16 protein-coding genes, 1 tRNA gene, 1 other RNA gene and 1 pseudogene are annotated in these 16,175 nt (G+C 57.9%); 5 read left to right on the top strand and 14 right to left on the bottom strand.

Annotated elements, in window-relative coordinates; all coding sequences use genetic code 11:
• Positions 1–112: 112 nt before the first annotated feature.
• From HMPREF2857_RS10725 to HMPREF2857_RS11370, 8 genes are all read right to left on the bottom strand, one after another.
• Positions 113–298 carry a hypothetical protein gene (locus tag HMPREF2857_RS10725; protein ID WP_083310573.1) on the bottom strand — a complete coding sequence of 62 codons (186 nt, stop codon included), beginning with the start codon at positions 296–298 and terminating at the stop codon, positions 113–115.
• Between the two features lie 88 nt (positions 299–386).
• Positions 387–692, bottom strand: coding sequence for a TrbC/VirB2 family protein (locus tag HMPREF2857_RS10720; RefSeq protein WP_070644251.1), 306 nt, complete (start codon positions 690–692; stop codon positions 387–389).
• 19 nt (positions 693–711) lie between these two features.
• The gene (locus tag HMPREF2857_RS10715; protein WP_141752760.1) at positions 712–1,281 is read right to left on the bottom strand and encodes a DUF6668 family protein; all 570 of its coding nucleotides are present in this window, start codon (positions 1,279–1,281) and stop codon (positions 712–714) included.
• A 71-nt stretch (positions 1,282–1,352) separates the two neighbouring features.
• The gene (locus tag HMPREF2857_RS10710) at positions 1,353–3,359 is read right to left on the bottom strand and encodes a cutinase family protein (protein ID WP_070644246.1); all 2,007 of its coding nucleotides are present in this window, start codon (positions 3,357–3,359) and stop codon (positions 1,353–1,355) included.
• A gap of 35 nt (positions 3,360–3,394) precedes the next feature.
• A complete protein-coding gene (locus HMPREF2857_RS10705; RefSeq protein WP_141752759.1) occupies positions 3,395–4,177 on the bottom strand; it encodes a DUF8176 domain-containing protein in 783 nt (260 codons plus the stop codon).
• 5 nt (positions 4,178–4,182) lie between these two features.
• The gene (locus tag HMPREF2857_RS10700) at positions 4,183–5,406 is read right to left on the bottom strand and encodes a hypothetical protein (protein ID WP_070644240.1); all 1,224 of its coding nucleotides are present in this window, start codon (positions 5,404–5,406) and stop codon (positions 4,183–4,185) included.
• Positions 5,407–5,625: 219 nt separating this feature from the next.
• Complete coding sequence (locus HMPREF2857_RS10695; protein WP_070644237.1) at positions 5,626–6,009, bottom strand: WhiB family transcriptional regulator; 384 nt, start codon at positions 6,007–6,009, stop codon at positions 5,626–5,628.
• 29 nt (positions 6,010–6,038) lie between these two features.
• Positions 6,039–6,689 carry a hypothetical protein gene (locus HMPREF2857_RS11370; protein WP_246819700.1) on the bottom strand — a complete coding sequence of 217 codons (651 nt, stop codon included), beginning with the start codon at positions 6,687–6,689 and terminating at the stop codon, positions 6,039–6,041.
• Between the two features lie 309 nt (positions 6,690–6,998).
• On the opposite strand from HMPREF2857_RS11370, the gene HMPREF2857_RS11365 reads away from it, so the two are divergent.
• Positions 6,999–7,142 (top strand): hypothetical protein, encoded by a 144-nt coding sequence (locus tag HMPREF2857_RS11365; RefSeq protein WP_246819699.1) that lies wholly within the window; start codon positions 6,999–7,001, stop codon positions 7,140–7,142.
• Here the strand turns inward: HMPREF2857_RS11365 and HMPREF2857_RS11445 are convergent.
• Positions 7,128–7,262, bottom strand: a pseudogene (locus HMPREF2857_RS11445) (helix-turn-helix domain-containing protein); the annotation flags it as partial. The gene HMPREF2857_RS11365 and the pseudogene HMPREF2857_RS11445 sit on opposite strands and share 15 nt — an antisense overlap.
• A 235-nt stretch (positions 7,263–7,497) precedes the next feature.
• Entirely contained in the window at positions 7,498–7,704 is a 207-nt protein-coding gene (locus HMPREF2857_RS10685; protein ID WP_168165031.1) for a helix-turn-helix domain-containing protein, read from the bottom strand.
• A gap of 81 nt (positions 7,705–7,785) precedes the next feature.
• On the opposite strand from HMPREF2857_RS10685, the gene HMPREF2857_RS11395 reads away from it, so the two are divergent.
• Positions 7,786–8,118 carry a helix-turn-helix domain-containing protein gene (locus HMPREF2857_RS11395; protein WP_340139854.1) on the top strand — a complete coding sequence of 111 codons (333 nt, stop codon included), beginning with the start codon at positions 7,786–7,788 and terminating at the stop codon, positions 8,116–8,118.
• On the opposite strand, the gene HMPREF2857_RS10680 is transcribed toward HMPREF2857_RS11395, so the two are convergent.
• Positions 8,078–8,151, bottom strand: a tRNA-Met gene (locus tag HMPREF2857_RS10680). The two genes, HMPREF2857_RS11395 and HMPREF2857_RS10680, sit on opposite strands and share 41 nt — an antisense overlap.
• A gap of 184 nt (positions 8,152–8,335) precedes the next feature.
• Positions 8,336–11,323, bottom strand: a complete 2,988-nt coding sequence (locus HMPREF2857_RS10675; protein WP_070644234.1) for a UPF0182 family protein — start codon at positions 11,321–11,323, stop codon at positions 8,336–8,338.
• A gap of 151 nt (positions 11,324–11,474) precedes the next feature.
• Between HMPREF2857_RS10675 and HMPREF2857_RS10670 the strand changes: the two genes are divergently transcribed.
• Entirely contained in the window at positions 11,475–12,056 is a 582-nt protein-coding gene (locus tag HMPREF2857_RS10670; protein WP_016423245.1) for a PPA1309 family protein, read from the top strand.
• A 262-nt stretch (positions 12,057–12,318) separates the two neighbouring features.
• Positions 12,319–13,158: a GDSL-type esterase/lipase family protein gene (locus tag HMPREF2857_RS10665; protein ID WP_049189695.1), complete on the top strand. Its 840-nt coding sequence runs from the start codon at positions 12,319–12,321 to the stop codon at positions 13,156–13,158.
• A 73-nt stretch (positions 13,159–13,231) separates the two neighbouring features.
• Here HMPREF2857_RS10665 and ssrA read toward each other — a convergent pair.
• Both ssrA and smpB read right to left on the bottom strand, forming a co-directional pair.
• Positions 13,232–13,615, bottom strand: a transfer-messenger RNA (tmRNA) gene (gene ssrA / locus HMPREF2857_RS10660).
• 101 nt (positions 13,616–13,716) lie between these two features.
• A complete protein-coding gene (gene smpB / locus HMPREF2857_RS10655; RefSeq protein ID WP_005511394.1) occupies positions 13,717–14,220 on the bottom strand; it encodes an SsrA-binding protein SmpB in 504 nt (167 codons plus the stop codon).
• A gap of 176 nt (positions 14,221–14,396) precedes the next feature.
• On the opposite strand from smpB, the gene HMPREF2857_RS10650 reads away from it, so the two are divergent.
• A complete protein-coding gene (locus HMPREF2857_RS10650) occupies positions 14,397–16,040 on the top strand; it encodes an AbgT family transporter (RefSeq protein ID WP_083310565.1) in 1,644 nt (547 codons plus the stop codon).
• Positions 16,041–16,175 lie beyond the last annotated feature (135 nt).

The following is a 16,175-nucleotide window of genomic DNA, read 5'->3' as shown; positions in this document are numbered from 1 at the left end:
CGGTACCTTCCTTATCGGTTTGGGAAAAAACCCAGTTCGTCATCGTTCGATGTATTTGTAAAGAAACCCCCAGGTCAGCCCAGCCGACCTGGGGTAGATTGAATGAGTGGCATTAGGTAAACCACTGCGCCAGCGTTAACGCGGAAGTCATCACCATCACGCCAAGTGCAATCCGAAACGCGCGCACCGTCGGCGACGTTGCACTGACAGGTTCGCCACGGTTACGGTCCAGCGCGAGCATCGCGCCGAAAATAATGACCGCCACCACAGCACCAGCCAACGTGACGTAGAGAGTCATTTGCAGCCAGCGCCACACTTCACTTTTTATTTCTGCGGGCAGATCCCACGGTGAGGTCGGAGGCCCAGCTGCCAGCACCTGCATTCGGCTACAGGAAAGCAGCAATCAGACTGGAGGCACCGCCGATCAGGGTGGCACCGATGCCAATGCGAAGTGCCATACCCGTGGCTTCCTCACTGGTTCCTTCGCGGCGCGATAGCGCCATTGAGGCACCAGCGACAATGACACCGATAATGGCGACGCCAATGCCGATGTACTGAGCGAAATTCAAACCTCGGTCAAACTTTGCGCCGAAATCGCCCGGAGCCTGCGGGCTAAGGTTTTGCCCTGGCATCTGCGCCAGCAGCACTGTGGAGGCATCGTAGAGTGCCCCAACGTGGTCAATCATGGTCATGGTGAAAACTCCTTATGTCTTACGTGGCTGGTTCAGCCAGCTCGTGTGCCTCAAGTGCCGAATCGAAAATAGCTTCGGCTACGGTAATGACTTCTACGGCAGGCACATCAGTAATCGGTGGTGTCTTTCGGCGCGAGCGTTTCTTCCGTTCTGGTAGTTCATAGCCGGGTTCCCACACCGCCAACTCGTCCATATCTGTCAAGCGGATATCGTCGAGGTAGGGAATCCGCCAGATACGGAAGTGCTGTTCAATCACACCGACTTTGCGGGCAAGCGCCTTGGGCATCTTCCCTGGCGCATCGGCGACAATCGCAATGCCGAGCAGCATCACGTCGCCTGCCTGTCCCGCACGCGCCTGCAGTGCGGCCTGGTGTGCGCGCTCCAAACCGACCTTCGTCGACCGGCACACCAGCACGCAGTAGGGGTTTTCCACCCCCGCTGGCCACGCCTGGCCAGCATCGCCCATAGGGGCCAAAATGTGAGAGAGGGTGCTGACTCCAGCTCCCCCGTGTGCGCCGACGAGCCATACAGCAGGAGCTGGCTGATCTCCGTTGTCATCGCCCGAGACCTGTGCGTCAATGGGCAGCATGGAATCCTCTCTGAGAAAAACTTGACGGAAGTCATCTGCACCTGAAGTAATCGCGACGGCACCCATACGGATTAACCCCCAATCAGCTGCAGTGCGTTACCGATAGCGCCCGGATCGAATGCCGGAATGCCACCAGTTCCACCAGCCAAGCCCGTCAATGCGCCAGCGGTTTCTCCAATGCCAGAAACAGCCTCCGACAACGTCGGCATCGACGTGCCCGATGCATCACCGACTGCGGCGCGCGCCCAGTCGGCAGTCAGATCGGTAGCCGAGCGACCGTCCGCTGTCACCGGAGTCGTCTGGTAGGCACCCGCCCCCATCGACTTCCAGGTCGCAGCCTGGGTAGCGACATCAGCAATCTGCTCATCTCCCAGGCCTGCAGCCTTAATCTCGTCAAAGACACGCAGAGCAACGCCAGTTGCCGTTGCCGGAGTGACGATATTCAGTGCTGCCGACGCCAGTTTGGTGGCGACCACCGGAATCGCGGCAAATGGGTCAGCGGCACCGGCAGCAGCGATTTGTGCCAAGTTCGCCGGAGTGACGACATCCTTGGCAAAGGTAATTCCCGCTGCCAGCCCCATACCACCGAGCTTCAAACCGGACTGAATCAAGCGCTGACCCATCTCACCGATGTCGTGCGGGCGGTCAGCCTCATCAGCAATCTTGGCAATCATCGTGTCGTCGGCATTTTCGGCCCGAGCTAACTGGAATCCTTGTGGGCCGAAGCTCAGATCATCGGCCAACGATTCCACGCCACCGAGAACAACGGCTGGACCCAACGTGTCCGCAATAGCCATCAGCGACTTCTGAGGATCGTTGAGGTCAATAGACTGAGCGCCAGAGGCGATAATCTTGCGTAGCGGTGACCCCTCCGGAATAGCGCAGGTGGAATCGCCCTCAATGCAAAAGCTCATCACACGGTCAGCAAGCGCCCCGAATCCGCCGGTCAATGAACCGGAGGTCGTACCAGTTGCGCTATCGGCGCTCGTACCGGTGGCCCCCTGGCCACCAGCCGCGTCAGTTAAGGTAGCTACACCCGCGCCCTCTGGCGCTACATTCGTGTCATTGGTCGTCAGCGTGTCAGCAAGCTTGGTGGTGTTTTCTCCCGATGTCTCAGGAGCTGCCGCCGGAGCTTGCGCTCCGTTGCCGACCATTGGCTGGCTTTCCCCACGTGACGGGTCGGAAAAAAGTGCTACGCCCGAGACCTTGTCCGATGGGAAGTTCGACTGGCCGGAGCCAATCTGCTTCGAGACAATATTGGCAACTTGCGCGCCTTCGGAATAACCGAGCAACATCACGCGCGTATCCGGGCACGAGGACTGAATCTCCCCGAGAGTCTCGTTGACCTTTTCGACGGCGGTGCTAACGGCCTCGGAGTATTCCTTCTTTTCTTCTCCGTTGACACCAGGGATGTATCCCTCACCCTGCTCATCGAAGTTAATGTAAATGCGTCCGACCTTTTGCGGGTTGTCGGCGACACTTTCCATGGTGCCACTGGAGCTGGCCGACGACTCACTGCTATCGCTGGATTCTTCCGACTGCGTGGAAGTCTCCGAGTCCGACTCGTCGGTGCTCTCCGGTTCGTTGGCCAACTCGGCGGGCGAGCTGGATTCACTCGATGGCTCATCATCTGAGGCGTCACTGGTTTGTGACGAGGTCTCGGACGACGGGTCGCCCCATAAGTCATCGCTCGACGAGTCTGCAGCACGGGCCGAAGATGCGGAGGAGTCTTCCGAGTTTCCCCACAAGCTGTCGGAGGAGTCGTCAGTTGTCGGTTCCGTCGCAGTCGATTCCGAATCAGCGAACCCTGCCGATGGGTCTTCAACCTTGCCACCATTGGCATCCATGACCTTGGTCGATACGTCGGAGAAAAAACCGGTATCGGTGTTCTCATCGCCCACGGAGTCGAAGCTGGAATTAATAATGACTAGCTGCATAGCGGGGCACTTGTCCGCTTGTGCGACGTTGTTTTTCGAGACGGTTACCTCCGGGTCTGCCAGCGCTACTGGAGGCAGAGCCGTGGTGACCAGCACTGTCGCCGAAAGTCCTGCGACAATCGGTGGAATGCGTCGTTTCATAGCAATGTAGGCCTTTTCTACTAGCGTCCCGGTTTCTATCGGGACTCGATTTTCGTCAGTCGCCATTGCTGTGTTCCCGGCACAGTTTTGCCGGATACTCGCTGGCGGTACATAGTTTCTTCACCATTGGGATCGGTCACAGTGAGATCAATGTCAACTGACTTGGCCTGTGGCTTTGTCGGCTGAATAGTCACGCACCATGTGGTGCCCTCGGGCGCTGCCTCGGGTAGCACGGTCTCCCAATCTGTTTCTGCAAGCCCTGAATCCTGCGCCACCGTCTCCATCAGTGCGTCCGTGTCCTGGCCGTAGTACGCCTTTTCAAATGCGACGACCGCGCTACGAAGATCCTTCGTGCCACCAACAATGGGGGTCTTGCCGGATGCGTCCTCACACTGACCGGCGTAACCGACCGGCGCTGGTGGTGCTACTGGGGTCTCCGCCGGCACCGCCACCGGCGCTGGCTCATCATCATTGGTCATCAACACCAATGCGGTTGCTGCTCCGACCAATCCAATCCCGAGCATGACCGCGCAGATCATCAACATCACTGCGGTTTTCGATGATGCTGACGTATTTTTCGTTCCAGCGGTCGCTGCGCCCGTTTTCGGCTTGGCTAGCAATCGGGTGCGCAGGTCTGGCTTCTGTGGAGTGGGAGGCAGAGCGCGAGATTGCGCCGAAGATTCGGACTGCACAGAATGCAAAGACGTTGCTTCTGCATCGACGTCGTTTGCAGAATCGACGGTTTCGGCCGCCTCCTCTTTTGCTTCGCGTTCCTGCCGCCGAGCTGCGGCCTGGTCAAACCAACTCTGGCTCCCCATTTCCATTACACCTCTGGCGAGTCCGAGGTGTCTGCGTCATAGGAGCCAGTAACCGTCGTGTCCTCGACGGTTACCTGTGCAGATGCAGGAGCCTGTTCAGCTGCCGCATCAAAGGCTTCTTCACGCACCTGCGAGACGGTGTCGTTGACCTGCTGCTGTGCCTTCGCCACGGCAGCCTGTGCGTCCTTAACCGGCTGCGGCGTTACCTTGTCGATTGCTGCCTGGCCACGTTCGACGTGCTTAGCGACAGCCTGCTGCCCAGTCTCTACGATATTGCCGTTCGTAGACACCTCTACTGCTACCTTCGGCGTGCTCACCGCAGCATGCCCAGCGGGAATATCCACAGTGATGGTGTTGTCCGTGGTTGTCAGCGATGCCTTCTGGAGGTTCCACTGTCGATCGACAGTGGCATCGAATTCACTCTTGTGCTCAGGTGCGTCAACCGTGAGCTTGCCGGTCAGCGTATCGGTCTTGCGTACCTTCTCATTAGTTGCCTGGGGTGTCGGGGTGCCCGCTGGAGCTTCCTGCGCGGTAGCAGAAGGCTGTTCCGACTGTTCATTCTCCGCAGCCGGAGTGGTCGCCGGGGTCTCCTTTTGTGAGGAAGCGGTATTGGCCTGCTCCACCGTAGGCTGCTCGACAGGGGTGGAGTCGGTCGACGTCGGCACGGACGCTGTCTCAGTGTTTGTCTGAGAGGTGGCGGTCGGGGCAGCCGGAGGCGTGGCCTCAGCTGGCTCATCGGTAGTCGCCGCCGCGGCTTCCGGTTCACTGTCCGGAGCTTCAGTAGCGGTACCCGGCTGGGTCTGCTCAACCGGAACCTCCTGCTGCGTAGCAGACTCGGTTACGGTACCCGGCTGCGACTGTTGATCGCCCTCGGTTTCTGTTGCTGAGGCCTGCGACTCTTCCTCTGCGGTGGGAGTCTCCGTACCCGGCTGAGTCTGCGGCTCGTTAGTGGTAGTCTCGGCGTCTTCCGATTCGCTGTCCGCAGTCTCAGTAGCGGTACCCGGCTGGGACTGCTCAACCGGAGCCTCTGTCTCCGTACCAGGCTGCGAAGACGGTTCTGCAGCCGCATCCTCAGTGCCCGGCTTCGGTGCTGCCGGTGCAGCTGTAGCAGTGCCCGGCTGTACCGGTGCGTCATCAGCGGTAGGTGCGGCCATAGCAAGCGGAGCGCCAAGCAAGGCCCCCGCAGCGATACCTGCAGCTAGACCGCCAACACGGATTCCAAATTTCATCTATTTTCCCCAATCCATGACAGAATGGAGCTGACCGTGTTAAGCGAAATGCTCTACACAGGTCACCTCCGTCCCCGGCTCGCAGTTGTGACTGCAATCTCGTCTGCGAACCGGGGACTTTTGTTTTGTCGTCGAATGACGACGATGTAATTAAATTTTTTTAAGGAAATACTTTTAAGGCGCTACCCTAATTGGTGGGGTGCATCACATTCATTGCTGTTATGTAACGTCGCATGCAACTCGCTGTCTCACCAGCACTTTCAGCCGGAGACGAGCCTTTCGCTGCTTTCCGTCTACGGTCTTGCGTGATTGATAGGCGCGCTTGGTGGGATCCTCGTAGACCTCACCGCCCCACACCCCGGACGTTTCCGGCAGTGCCTCCGCGAGTCCGTGACACAACTGCCGAACGGGACATTGCTCGCAAATCGCTATTGCTTGCGCATAGCGCCGTTCCACCGCTTTCCTCGGTTCTCCTGCGACCGCCGCGTCCCACAGATGCGGCGATGCATCACCGGTCGCGCACAGTCCATCAGCTAGCGCAGCATGCACCGCTCGAATGAGTCGAAGCTCTTCGAGCTCACCAGGTGTTACTCTCAAATCCATCTTCCGCCCCAGGTCTTCCAAACAGTGATTTAGCTGGTCAGATAGCCGGTCACATCTACGGCATCGAGAAATGCCCAGCGGCTGCCTTGCGCATAATCAAGACCTGCCGCTTTGGCGGCATGATGGTCGATTGCCACCTGCCCCATGTCGAGATCTCGCGCCTCGACGACACGACCCGATGCCAGCAGCTTCGACCACGGTCGATGCCCCCTCTGGTCGGGAACTGACACATTCCACACAGGTGGATTATCGACTGGCAGGTCATCCCGGAAACGGGCCATGACTAGGGCAGTCAGGTGCCGCACATGACCGGGAAGCTCCCGGGAGGCCAACACGCGATGCATCTGCTCACGACTCCACCCCGCGTCCAAACGGTCACGAATGGCCGCAGCGATGCGCGGATACTCCCGCAATGGAACCGCCTGCATCTCCTCCGGCAACACATCAGCGACGAGGGCGGAATCCTCCGAAATCACATCATTGTGATTTTCATACCCAGGCATCGGCTCAGAAATGGCCGATTCTGCCCCCTCATGGACATTCTCCGGGGATTGCGGCGCTTTTTCAGGATTCACCCTCTCAGCGGATCGCTGAACGCTCTCCGAGGCACTGAGCGCCGAACGATGACGGTCGAAAGTTTCGCCGCGGCCATCGTGGACGTCGCCAGCAGGCGCGTCCACCGCCCCGGCGTGAGCGTCGGGAGCACTCCCCCGCCCCGATGAGCCGCCAGGCTCACCCGAGTGAGGCTCCGCCGAACCCTGCTCCCTCGGCTCTGCCGCAGCGTCGACCGGAGGGGATGGAGGGGAGGGGGTGGTAGTTAACCCTTGGTAGTTATATGGGGTGTCACTGTTGACACTCTTACTTTTGCCGTTTTTGACACTCTTACTTTGTTTGGGTGTCATTTTGACACTCTTAGCCTGACCTGCGGTTTTGGTTTTGTCGGGTAAGGGTGTCATTTTGACACTCTTACCCGCTTTCTCCTGTTGAAAATGCCCGGCGAGCATGCCTGGCAGATTGATGATGTATTTGCTCGTCGTCTGTCGAGCTTGGCCGTGTTCATTGCGAACCCAGCGGCGCTGGATTTCGATAATGCCGAGTTGCTCCAGCTCCTTGAGTTGCCGTTGAACCGTTGACCGAGATTGCCCGGTCCTGCGCGCCAGATCCTGTACCGAAGGCCAGCACACCGCTCGCCCATCAGTACGTCGCTCGGTCTTGTCCGGGTCATTAAACGGATCTGCTCGGTCAGCGAGCATCGTCAGCGTGAACTTGCACGCTGGCTTGAGCACGTGAACATGCTCGACACAGATACCCATTTCTGCAAAGCCCATTACCAGTCCCACCCCTTCCCAGAGTGGATATTCGACAGGCTGAACCAATGCCCTAGACGGACTCCTGAGGTCTGTGTAAAATTAAGCCCTGTTGGTGAGACTACGGTCTTTCGAAGCGCTACTACCTTGGCAGAGGTAGTAGCGCTTTTCTTTTGCTTTGTCATTGCGCAGCATCCCCCAGAATCGCTTCAACATCCTTGCGGGGGATGCGCCATTGCCCAGAAGGCAACTGAATTGCGTTGGGAAACTGCCCCTTCGAAGCCCACGCTTGCACCGTCCGACGGGTTACCGACGGCAATAGTGCGGAAGCCTCACCGGATGAAAGCCACTCCGATTCATCCATTTTGTGCGTATCTCGTTCACTCATGAACACGAATGTAACGGCTTGCGCCTTGTACGTCAAGCGCACACATTGCGCCATATTCGCCACTCATGTACTGTTGCGCCTATGACAGCGAAATCGATTCAAAAAAGCTACACAGCCGACGAGGCAATCGGCATCACCGTCAATCAACTAATGTTTACCCATCGAGTAACAAGAAAGATGCTGGGCGACGCCCTCGGTATTTCAGGGCAGACGCTAGGGCGGAAAGTGCGCGGACAGATTTCATGGTCTCTCGCAGAAATTTTTGCGATAGCCGCCTATTTCAATATTGAAGTGACCGACCTTCTCCCCCGTCGCGTTCCCCAAATGCAAGAAACCCCCGGTTCGCTTTCGCGAACCGAGGGTTCCAACTTAGTGGCGGGGGCTGGATTCGAACCAACGACCTCTGGGTTATGAGCCCAGCGAGCTACCGAGCTGCTCCACCCCGCGTCAACTGTCCTGGCTTTTACAAGCACTCACAGCGGGCGCTGGTCTCTCTGACCAACGAGAAGTAACTGTAGCACGACGCTCCCAACAAAGACCAATCCCCAGGTCATAGCCGATTTCGCTACAACCTGGGGAGTCTGCGGACCATAGAAACCTATGATTCTCGGTTAACTACTCGTTGCACGTCTTACTGCCCGTTGGCCTTCTGGTAGTCAGCGGCAGCGCGGTCGAGCTCGGCAAGTGCCTGGCCCTGTGCCGCGTAGTCACCGTTCTTCTGTGCGTCGTTAAGCTTCTCCAACGCGTCGGAGATACGTCGAGCGGCGTCGTCACGCGCGGCGACATCAACCTTGCGCTCTTCCTTCGGTGCCTCGTCGTCGGACTCAGCGTCGGCGGCATCCTTGTCCTTATCCGCCGGCTGCTCCTCAGTCTCTTCCTCACCGCGGACCTTGGTCGCGGCGGAAGCATCGATACCGACCTGACTCAGAGCCTCAGTGACCGTGGCGCCGTAGCCCACCTGACCGCGGTAAGCGACGAGAATACGCAGCAGCTTCGGGAATGCGGTCTCCTGGCCCTTGCGCTGGGTGTAGACCGGTTCGACGTAGAGAATCTCGCCATCGCCGACCGGCAGCGTCAGCAGGTTACCGTTGGTGACCACGTTCGTACCCTCGAGCAGAGTACGGTCCTGGGCGACCTCATCTGCGGACATCATCGTGTCCTGCGCCTGACGCGGACCCATGGTCTGGGTGTTGGTCGGCAGGGCACGGATGGTGATTTGACCGTACGTCTCCGGATCGGAGGAAGCACTCATCTGGGCGGCGAGGAACTCGCGCTCCAGACCGCGGAAGGCGGAAATCAGCTGGAAGCTCGGCTTGCCGGTCTTCGGATCGGAAGCGACAACGTAGTACGGCGGCTGGGAGAGGTTCTGCTCTTCCGGCGCGGTCGGATCGGACGGGACGGACCAGAAGGAGTCATTGGCGAAGAAAACGCCCGGATCGCTGACGTGGTACTTAGCCATCAGCTCACGCTGAACCTTAAACAAGTCCTCCGGGTAGCGCAGGTGCTCCTGCAACTCCTCGGAAATCTCCGACTTCGGCTTCACCACATCCGGGAAGACACCCTCCCAGGCCTTGAGCACCGGATCCTTCTCATCGAACTCGTAGAGCTCAACGGTGCCATCGTAGGCATCGACGGTCGCCTTGACCGAGTTGCGGATGTAGCTGACCTCGCTGTTTGGCAGCGGGCGTGGAGTGCCATCCGGGTTAATGGAGTCCTGTGTGGTTTCCTGGAGGCTCATGCGCTGGGAGTACGGCATCTTGGCCAGCGTGGTGTAGCCGTCGACAATCCACTTCATACGGCCATCGACTACAGCCGGGTAGGTCTTGGTGTCAGTAGTCAGCCACGGGGCGACCTTCTGAACACGGTCACGCGGATCGCGGTTGTAGATGATCTTGGAGTCCGGCCCAATGCGGTCGGACAGCAGGATGTTCAGCTCCTGGTAACGGGTGGCAAAAATCATGCGGCTGGCAAGTCCGCCAACGCCAACACCACCCTCACCGTCGTAGGTGAAGTTACGGCCGTCGGCATCGTACTCATAGTCCTTGCCGTCACCGTTACCGCCAACAATCGCATAGTCGGCATCGCTGTTGGCGATAACCGGGCCGTAGTAGATACGCGGCTGCTTCAGGTTCAGGTTCATGCCGTTCGGGTCCTCGGACTCGAACAGGTCAGCCACGGTGTACAGCGGGTAACCGCCGCGGGCGGAACCGGACTCGGAGGCAACCTCGTCGACCTTATTAGCCGGCGCAGCAACGAAACCATTGCCGTGGGTATAGACCGTGTGACGGTTGATCCAGTCAGTCTGGTTACCCTGCAGCGTCTGCGGATTCAGCTCACGAGCAGCGACGATGAAGTCACGGGACGCGCCATCGATCTGGTAGCGGTCAATGGCAAGCGGATCGAAGAAACCATAAAAGTTCTTCAGCTGACGCTGCTGCGTGAAGGTACGCGGCAGGACCTCCGGATCCAGGATTCGGATATTGGCCAATGTCGCGGCATCGCGCGAAATCGAATCCGCACCTTCCTTTGCTGCCTCCTTATCGCCTTCCTTTTCAGCCGGAACGCCCCAGTCGCGCTCGACCTTCACCTTGTCGTCGGTAAGCCCGTAGTGGTAGCGCGTCGATTCAATGTTGCGCGCAATGTATTCACGTTCCTTGGAAGCGCGGTTCGGGTTAACCGAGAACTGCTCAACTGCCATCGGCCAGGCCACGCCAATCAGACCTGCGGAAACCAACATCAGCACGGTGGCAAACGCCGGGATCGAAAGATTGCGCAGGAAAATGGCCGCGAAGAATGCAGCGGCCACGACGATTGCGATGACCAGCAGCGTAATCTTCGCCGGCAGCAGCGCATTGATATCGGTGTAGGAACCACCGGTGAAGGTCTTCTGCTTGTTATTCAGCAGCTCATAGCGGTCCAGCCAGTAAGACACAGCCTTGAGCAGCATGAAAACACCGGCCCAGCACGCCAACTGCGCACGAGCCGCATTGGAAACGCGGGTCTTCTCCCCTGTAGTCGGGTTACCTGGGCGGATGCCACCAAGGAAGTAATGCGTCACCAGCGACAGCAGGAACGCAATAACTACCAGGACAACCAGCGTCGAAACGATGTACGACCACAGCGGCAACTGGAATGCATAGAAGCCCAAGTCCTTGCCATACTGCGGGTCAGTCTCACCGAAGGACTGCCGGTTTAAGAACAGCTGCACCGTCTGCCAATTACCCTGCCCCACAAGGCCACCGAGTACGCCGAATACAACGGGCAGCGTGGTGAACATCGACTTCGAACCGGATTCAGCCATCCGTCGGTACACTGCCTGCGGGCTGCGTGGATCCGTCAGTCCGAGGTCGACGGGCCGCGAGCGCCACGCCAGCCACATAGATAGAAATGTCAGTGCGCCCGTTATCAGGCCTACAGTGATAAACAGGACGATACGAGTGAGCCACGTGGTGGCGAATACCCCTCGATACCCCACTTCACCGAACCACTGAAAGTCCGTATAAAAATTGACGGCGATTGGAATAACAAAGGTCAGCGCGGCAATCACCAACACGGTAATTGCCAGCCACCCCGGTCGGCCACCCGCCGATCGTCTCGGTCGAGTCTGGTTTAGAGACAACGTCTCTCCTGTTCGAGTTGAGCTTGACTTGCCAGCGAGCTGGTAAGTCGGTCGTACGCTTATCTGTCATCTACTCTAAATAAAGTTCCTAACATTTGACTAAGGATGCTGTTAATACAGCGTTGCCAGGAAAGGGGCGTCGTCAAGCGTCATGAGCGAAAACAACGGCACTCAGACTCATCTCAGCCAGCAGGCACTCAATCGCGCCGTGCGCGAAGCTGTCGAATACGTCCACACCGAAGGTTGGGACCGCGCTCCGAGCCTCTTCGCCCTCGTCCCCACCGCCGCGCTTGCCGACGTGCTTGCCGACGAGCTGATTGACAGCGCCCCACTGACTGTCGTTGCGCAGGAACCTCTCCCCGAGGGAATTGAAGGTGGTAGCCCTGAGTTGGCGGACTTTATCGCTCGGACATCCTGGCCGGCAGGTGTCGTCGGTGCCGTGTTAGCGCAGGAAATTATGGTCATCGCCCCGGAGCAGGCAGACAGCTTTGAGGGCGCGTCCCTGGACGAGGTGCGGGCACAGGCGGATGGTGAGGCGGCTCGTCAGGCACGTCTTTTCAGTGGCGTTATCAGTGAAGGTCCACACCTAACGCTGATTCAGCCTCGCCCCACAGAGGCGGAACTGGATGAGCGTGGACCCTTTGCTGAAGATGAGATTGAGCTAAAAGATGGTTCTGGGGTAGCCGATGGTGTCATCGCTGCGTTGTATTCCACGTTCGGAAGCGCCTCATAAATCCACCTACCAGCGATAAGAGACAAAAAAGAGGCATTGAAAGCGCCGAATATCCATATAACTAGCTTATTCCGGTTGACATCGGGCTTAGAACCTAGTTGTATAACAAAGTGATAAAGGCGCGTCTCTAAGTATCCGCTCAGGGTTCTGTCGGACTTGGTTCTGTCGGACTGGGTTCTTACAGGGACGGTCTGTGGCGAAGAAATCGCGAGTGTAGCGCGAGTTTTTCCTTCTATAGGTTTTCAACTAAGAGGTTTTAATTATGAAGAACAACGTTGTTCGCCGTGCAGCAGCCTCGGCAGCTGCAGCTTCTGCGCTGGCAGCCTCCCTCCTGACCGGCGGTGTTGCCAACGCTCTTCCTACTGGTAACTACGTTGCCTTCGGCGATTCCTTCGCTGCTAACCCGGGCCAGTCCGATCCAGCCGTACCGGGCCGTGGTGGCTGCCCGATTTCGGTCTCGAACATCGGCTCTCACGTTGCTCGTGAGACTGGCCTTGAACTGCACGACTACTCCTGCAACGGCACTACCGCTTTCATGCCGACTCAGCCGCAGAAGTCCCTGATGGGCCAGGTTGACAACGCCATCGCTCAGGGCTCCCTCGGCCCGGCTACCCAGCTGGTGACCATTTACGTTGGCGCCAATGACGCGATGCAGGGCGCTGTGCTGCCAATGCCGGTTCAGGATGACCTGTACACCACCAACGTTGTGGCCGCTGTGGAGAAGATCAAGGCCGCTAACCCAACTGCTCGCGTCATGCTGATTGGTTACCCGGCTTTCACCTCTAATGACCCGACTCACTACGCTTGCCCGGTTAACGCCGCAGGTTTTGCACCGCACATTCCGGCTGCCGGTATGCACCACTTTGAGATGGCTCTGCAGAACCGCCAGATGCGTGCTGCCGCTGAATCCGGTATCGGTTTCGTCAACATGAAGGAGGTCACCAACATCGACGTCGCAATGTGCGGTCCGGACGGTGAGCGTCAGGTCTCCGCAATTCTGGATACCGATATTGCTTCCTACAACATGACCAACCACCCGACCTTCCACGGTTCGGCAGTTGCTGGCACCACTATCGCCAACGTCTACAAGAGCACCTTCTAAGACTTCTCAACGTCGCTCAGACGTCTTCAAGTACAACGAAAAATCCCCGGTCGTAATGACCGGGGATTTCCATTTGTGGAGCTGCCGAGAATTGAACTCGGGTCCACCGCCAACTCGCCAGGGCTTCTCCGTGCGCAGTTCGCACAATCGCCTCTACTCGACCCTTCGGCTCAGGCAAACATGTCCGAATGACGGGCCCAGCCGCAAGCAAGAAGATCCCCGATGAGCCTTACGGCACACCCATCGGGCGAGCCCTTTTAAGTCGATGCCAGGGTCCGGACCAAAGGGCAAGCCCGGTCTGACAGACACGCTAGTCGCTTAATTAGGCAGCGAGAGCGTAGTCGCGCTGAGTGTTCTCGGCGCTTAATCAGTTGCTACGACGCTTAACGGTGGTCTCTAGCCTGCACCGGCACGCTTCCCCTGGCTCACTGTACGGTGTCGAAACCATGTCAGCCCCATACAATGCCTTCGAGCACGGGAAAGTGCGTAGCACTCAAAGGATGTTCAAGGATAACGCTTTACGACGAGGAAAGTCAACAGACCTCTTCGTAAAGCCCACTACCCCTTGATGCCTTTCACACGGCGACCCAGCGCACGAGTAGCTTCGCGCTCCTCCGTGCGGCGCTTGATGTCCTGACGCTTGTCATAGTCCTGCTTACCGCGGGCGAGTGCGAGCTCGACCTTCAAGCGACCGTTGGTGAAATACAGCTTCAGGGGTACAAGCGTGTTGTTACCATCGCGGACCTTGCCCCACAGGGTGTCAATCTCCTTGCGGTGCAACAACAGCTTGCGCGAACGACGCGGCGAGTGATTAGTCCACGAACCGTAGGAGTACTCCGGGATATGCAGCCCGCGCAGCCACACTTCTCCGTCATCGATGGTCGCGAAGGCGTCGTTAAGCGATGCTTTGCCCTCGCGCAGCGCCTTGACCTCAGTGCCCACGAGAACGACACCGCATTCGTAGGTGTCAAGAATGTTGTAGTCATGGCGGGCACGACGATTGGTGGCCACCACCGCGTTGTTGGCGCTGACCTTTTCTTTCTTCGACTTCTTCTTGCCCATAACCTACTTAACTCTAGTCGAAGAAGGTGCACTACAGCTATTTCCTAGCTATTCCCTTAACTTTCCCTTGTGCGCCTCCTTGCAGCCAACATATATATGCCTCTGGCCTTTTACGTTGTGACGCAACTTACTTTCCCCTAACCTTTTACCAACGTCTAACACAGAGGGATTTAAATATGGGACAGTCAAAAACGTTGGAACCGGACAAAGCGCCCCCGAAGCCAAAGGGGTTCCTAGCAACACTGGAACGCATTGGCAACGCACTGCCAAACCCGTTTTGGCTGTTTGTAATTCTTGCCGGTGTAGTCATCGTTTCTTCGTGGCTCGGTGAGGCTGCGGGTATGCAGGCCAAGGATCCCGCGTCGGGTGACATCATCGAGGTGGAAAGCCTCGCTACCGCTGAGTATCTGCAAAAGATGGTTTCTGAGGCGGTAACGAACTTCACGGACTTCGCACCAGTTGGCCTGATTCTGGTGTGCATGCTCGGTGTCGCCATTGCGGAGTACTCCGGTTACATCGGCTCGGCAATTCGCGCGGCAATTTCCAAGGTGCACTCCCCTGTCCTGCTGACATTCATCGTTGCACTGGCCGGCGTGACTGGTTCGATCGCTTCTGATGCCGTCTACGTGATTCTCATTCCGCTGGGCGCCGCCTCATTTGCCGCCGTTGGTCGTAACCCTATTGTCGGTGCGATGGTCGCCTTTGCCGCCTCGTCGGCCGGGTTCAATTCATCACTGGTGCTCAACATTACCGATGTGCTGCTGGCAGGCATCTCCACGCATGCTGCGCACTTCGTAGATCCGGAATACGTAGTTTCGCCGCTGGCCAACTACTTCTTCACCATGGCCTCGTCGATTGTGCTGGCTCTGATTATTACGGCTGTTACTGAGCTGTTCATCACCAAGCACGTGGAGAAGACCATCCACGAAGATCATGTTGACCACGAAGCTGCCGAGTTCACCAAGCCGGGCGCTTCGGAGGAGGCTGCTGAGGAAAACGCTAAGAAAAAGGAGCAGGACACCGCGTCGAGCAGCTCCAACAGCGGCCGCGATAAGCTCGTTCTAAATGCCTCCGAACGCCATGGCCTGCGCTACGGCAACATCGCCGCCGTCATCTTCCTGGCGCTGTGGTTCGCTGCCCTATTCATCCCGGGTTCGCCTCTGCGCGGCGAAGGCGACGGCATCTTGAATTCCGTGCTGCTTACCGACGTCGTGGTGTCCATTGCCCTCTTCTTCGCCGTGGTCGGTATTGCGTACGGCATTGGCGCCAAGACCATCACCTCCTCTGCAGATGTGCCCGCCTTCATGGAACGTGGCCTGGGCACACTGACCACAATGATGGTGCTCTTCTTCGCTGTTTCGCAGTTCACGGCCTACTTCAAGTGGTCCAATATCGGCCAGTGGACCGCCATCAAGGGCTCCGAATTCCTGACCAAGGCGGATCTGCCGCCGCTGTTGCTCTTTGCTGCCTTCGTCCTGATGGTGGCTGTTCTCAACATGCTGATTACCTCGGGCTCTGCACAGTGGGCACTGATGGCGCCGGTCGTGGTGCCGATGCTGATGTACGTCAACGTCTCCCCGGAGGTCTCTCAGCAGCTATTCCGTATTGGTGACTCCCCGACCAACATCATTACACCGATGTCGCCGTACTTTGCGCTGGCCTTGACCTTCCTGCAGAAGTACTACAAGCCGGCGGGTGTCGGCACGCTGATGTCACTGGCCATCCCGTACTCGTTGTGCATGCTGGTGGGCTGGTTCCTATTCTTTGTCGTGTGGTATCTCGCGGGTATTCCACTGGGGCCAGGAGTTCCGGTGCGTTAACTCACAACTTCTGGGCAACTGAGGGATTGGTCGAATTTTTCGGCCAATCCCTCAACTATTTGCGGTACTCGGGTTTAGTATTGCGTACGGTCGCCACCACAACGGGCGTCGTTAAGCGAAAACGTACACACTTTG

The sequence above is a fragment of the Corynebacterium sp. HMSC076C10 genome, from assembly GCF_001812455.1.
GTDB lineage: Bacteria > Actinomycetota > Actinomycetes > Mycobacteriales > Mycobacteriaceae > Corynebacterium > Corynebacterium jeikeium_D.
The sequence above is the reverse complement of the archived record's forward strand: the minus strand, read 5'-3'. Positions and strand labels throughout refer to the sequence as shown.

Excerpts from the sequence above, each read along its gene's own strand:
- HMPREF2857_RS10695 (WP_070644237.1), bottom strand. The coding sequence starts at position 6,009 with ATGGATTTGAGAGTAACACCTGGTGAGCTCGAAGAGCTTCGACTCATT.
- HMPREF2857_RS10700 (WP_070644240.1), bottom strand. The coding sequence starts at position 5,406 with ATGAAATTTGGAATCCGTGTTGGCGGTCTAGCTGCAGGTATCGCTGCG.
- HMPREF2857_RS10670 (WP_016423245.1), top strand. The coding sequence starts at position 11,475 with ATGAGCGAAAACAACGGCACTCAGACTCATCTCAGCCAGCAGGCACTC.
- HMPREF2857_RS10665 (WP_049189695.1), top strand. The coding sequence starts at position 12,319 with ATGAAGAACAACGTTGTTCGCCGTGCAGCAGCCTCGGCAGCTGCAGCT.
- smpB (WP_005511394.1), bottom strand. The coding sequence starts at position 14,220 with ATGGGCAAGAAGAAGTCGAAGAAAGAAAAGGTCAGCGCCAACAACGCG.
- HMPREF2857_RS10710 (WP_070644246.1), bottom strand. The coding sequence starts at position 3,359 with ATGAAACGACGCATTCCACCGATTGTCGCAGGACTTTCGGCGACAGTG.
- HMPREF2857_RS10685 (WP_168165031.1), bottom strand. The coding sequence starts at position 7,704 with ATGAGTGAACGAGATACGCACAAAATGGATGAATCGGAGTGGCTTTCA.
- HMPREF2857_RS11365 (WP_246819699.1), top strand. The coding sequence starts at position 6,999 with ATGCCCGGCGAGCATGCCTGGCAGATTGATGATGTATTTGCTCGTCGT.
- HMPREF2857_RS10705 (WP_141752759.1), bottom strand. The coding sequence starts at position 4,177 with ATGGGGAGCCAGAGTTGGTTTGACCAGGCCGCAGCTCGGCGGCAGGAA.
- HMPREF2857_RS10720 (WP_070644251.1), bottom strand. The coding sequence starts at position 692 with ATGACCATGATTGACCACGTTGGGGCACTCTACGATGCCTCCACAGTG.
- HMPREF2857_RS10715 (WP_141752760.1), bottom strand. The coding sequence starts at position 1,281 with ATGCTGCCCATTGACGCACAGGTCTCGGGCGATGACAACGGAGATCAG.
- HMPREF2857_RS10650 (WP_083310565.1), top strand. The coding sequence starts at position 14,397 with ATGGGACAGTCAAAAACGTTGGAACCGGACAAAGCGCCCCCGAAGCCA.
- HMPREF2857_RS10725 (WP_083310573.1), bottom strand. The coding sequence starts at position 298 with ATGACTCTCTACGTCACGTTGGCTGGTGCTGTGGTGGCGGTCATTATT.
- HMPREF2857_RS11395 (WP_340139854.1), top strand. The coding sequence starts at position 7,786 with ATGACAGCGAAATCGATTCAAAAAAGCTACACAGCCGACGAGGCAATC.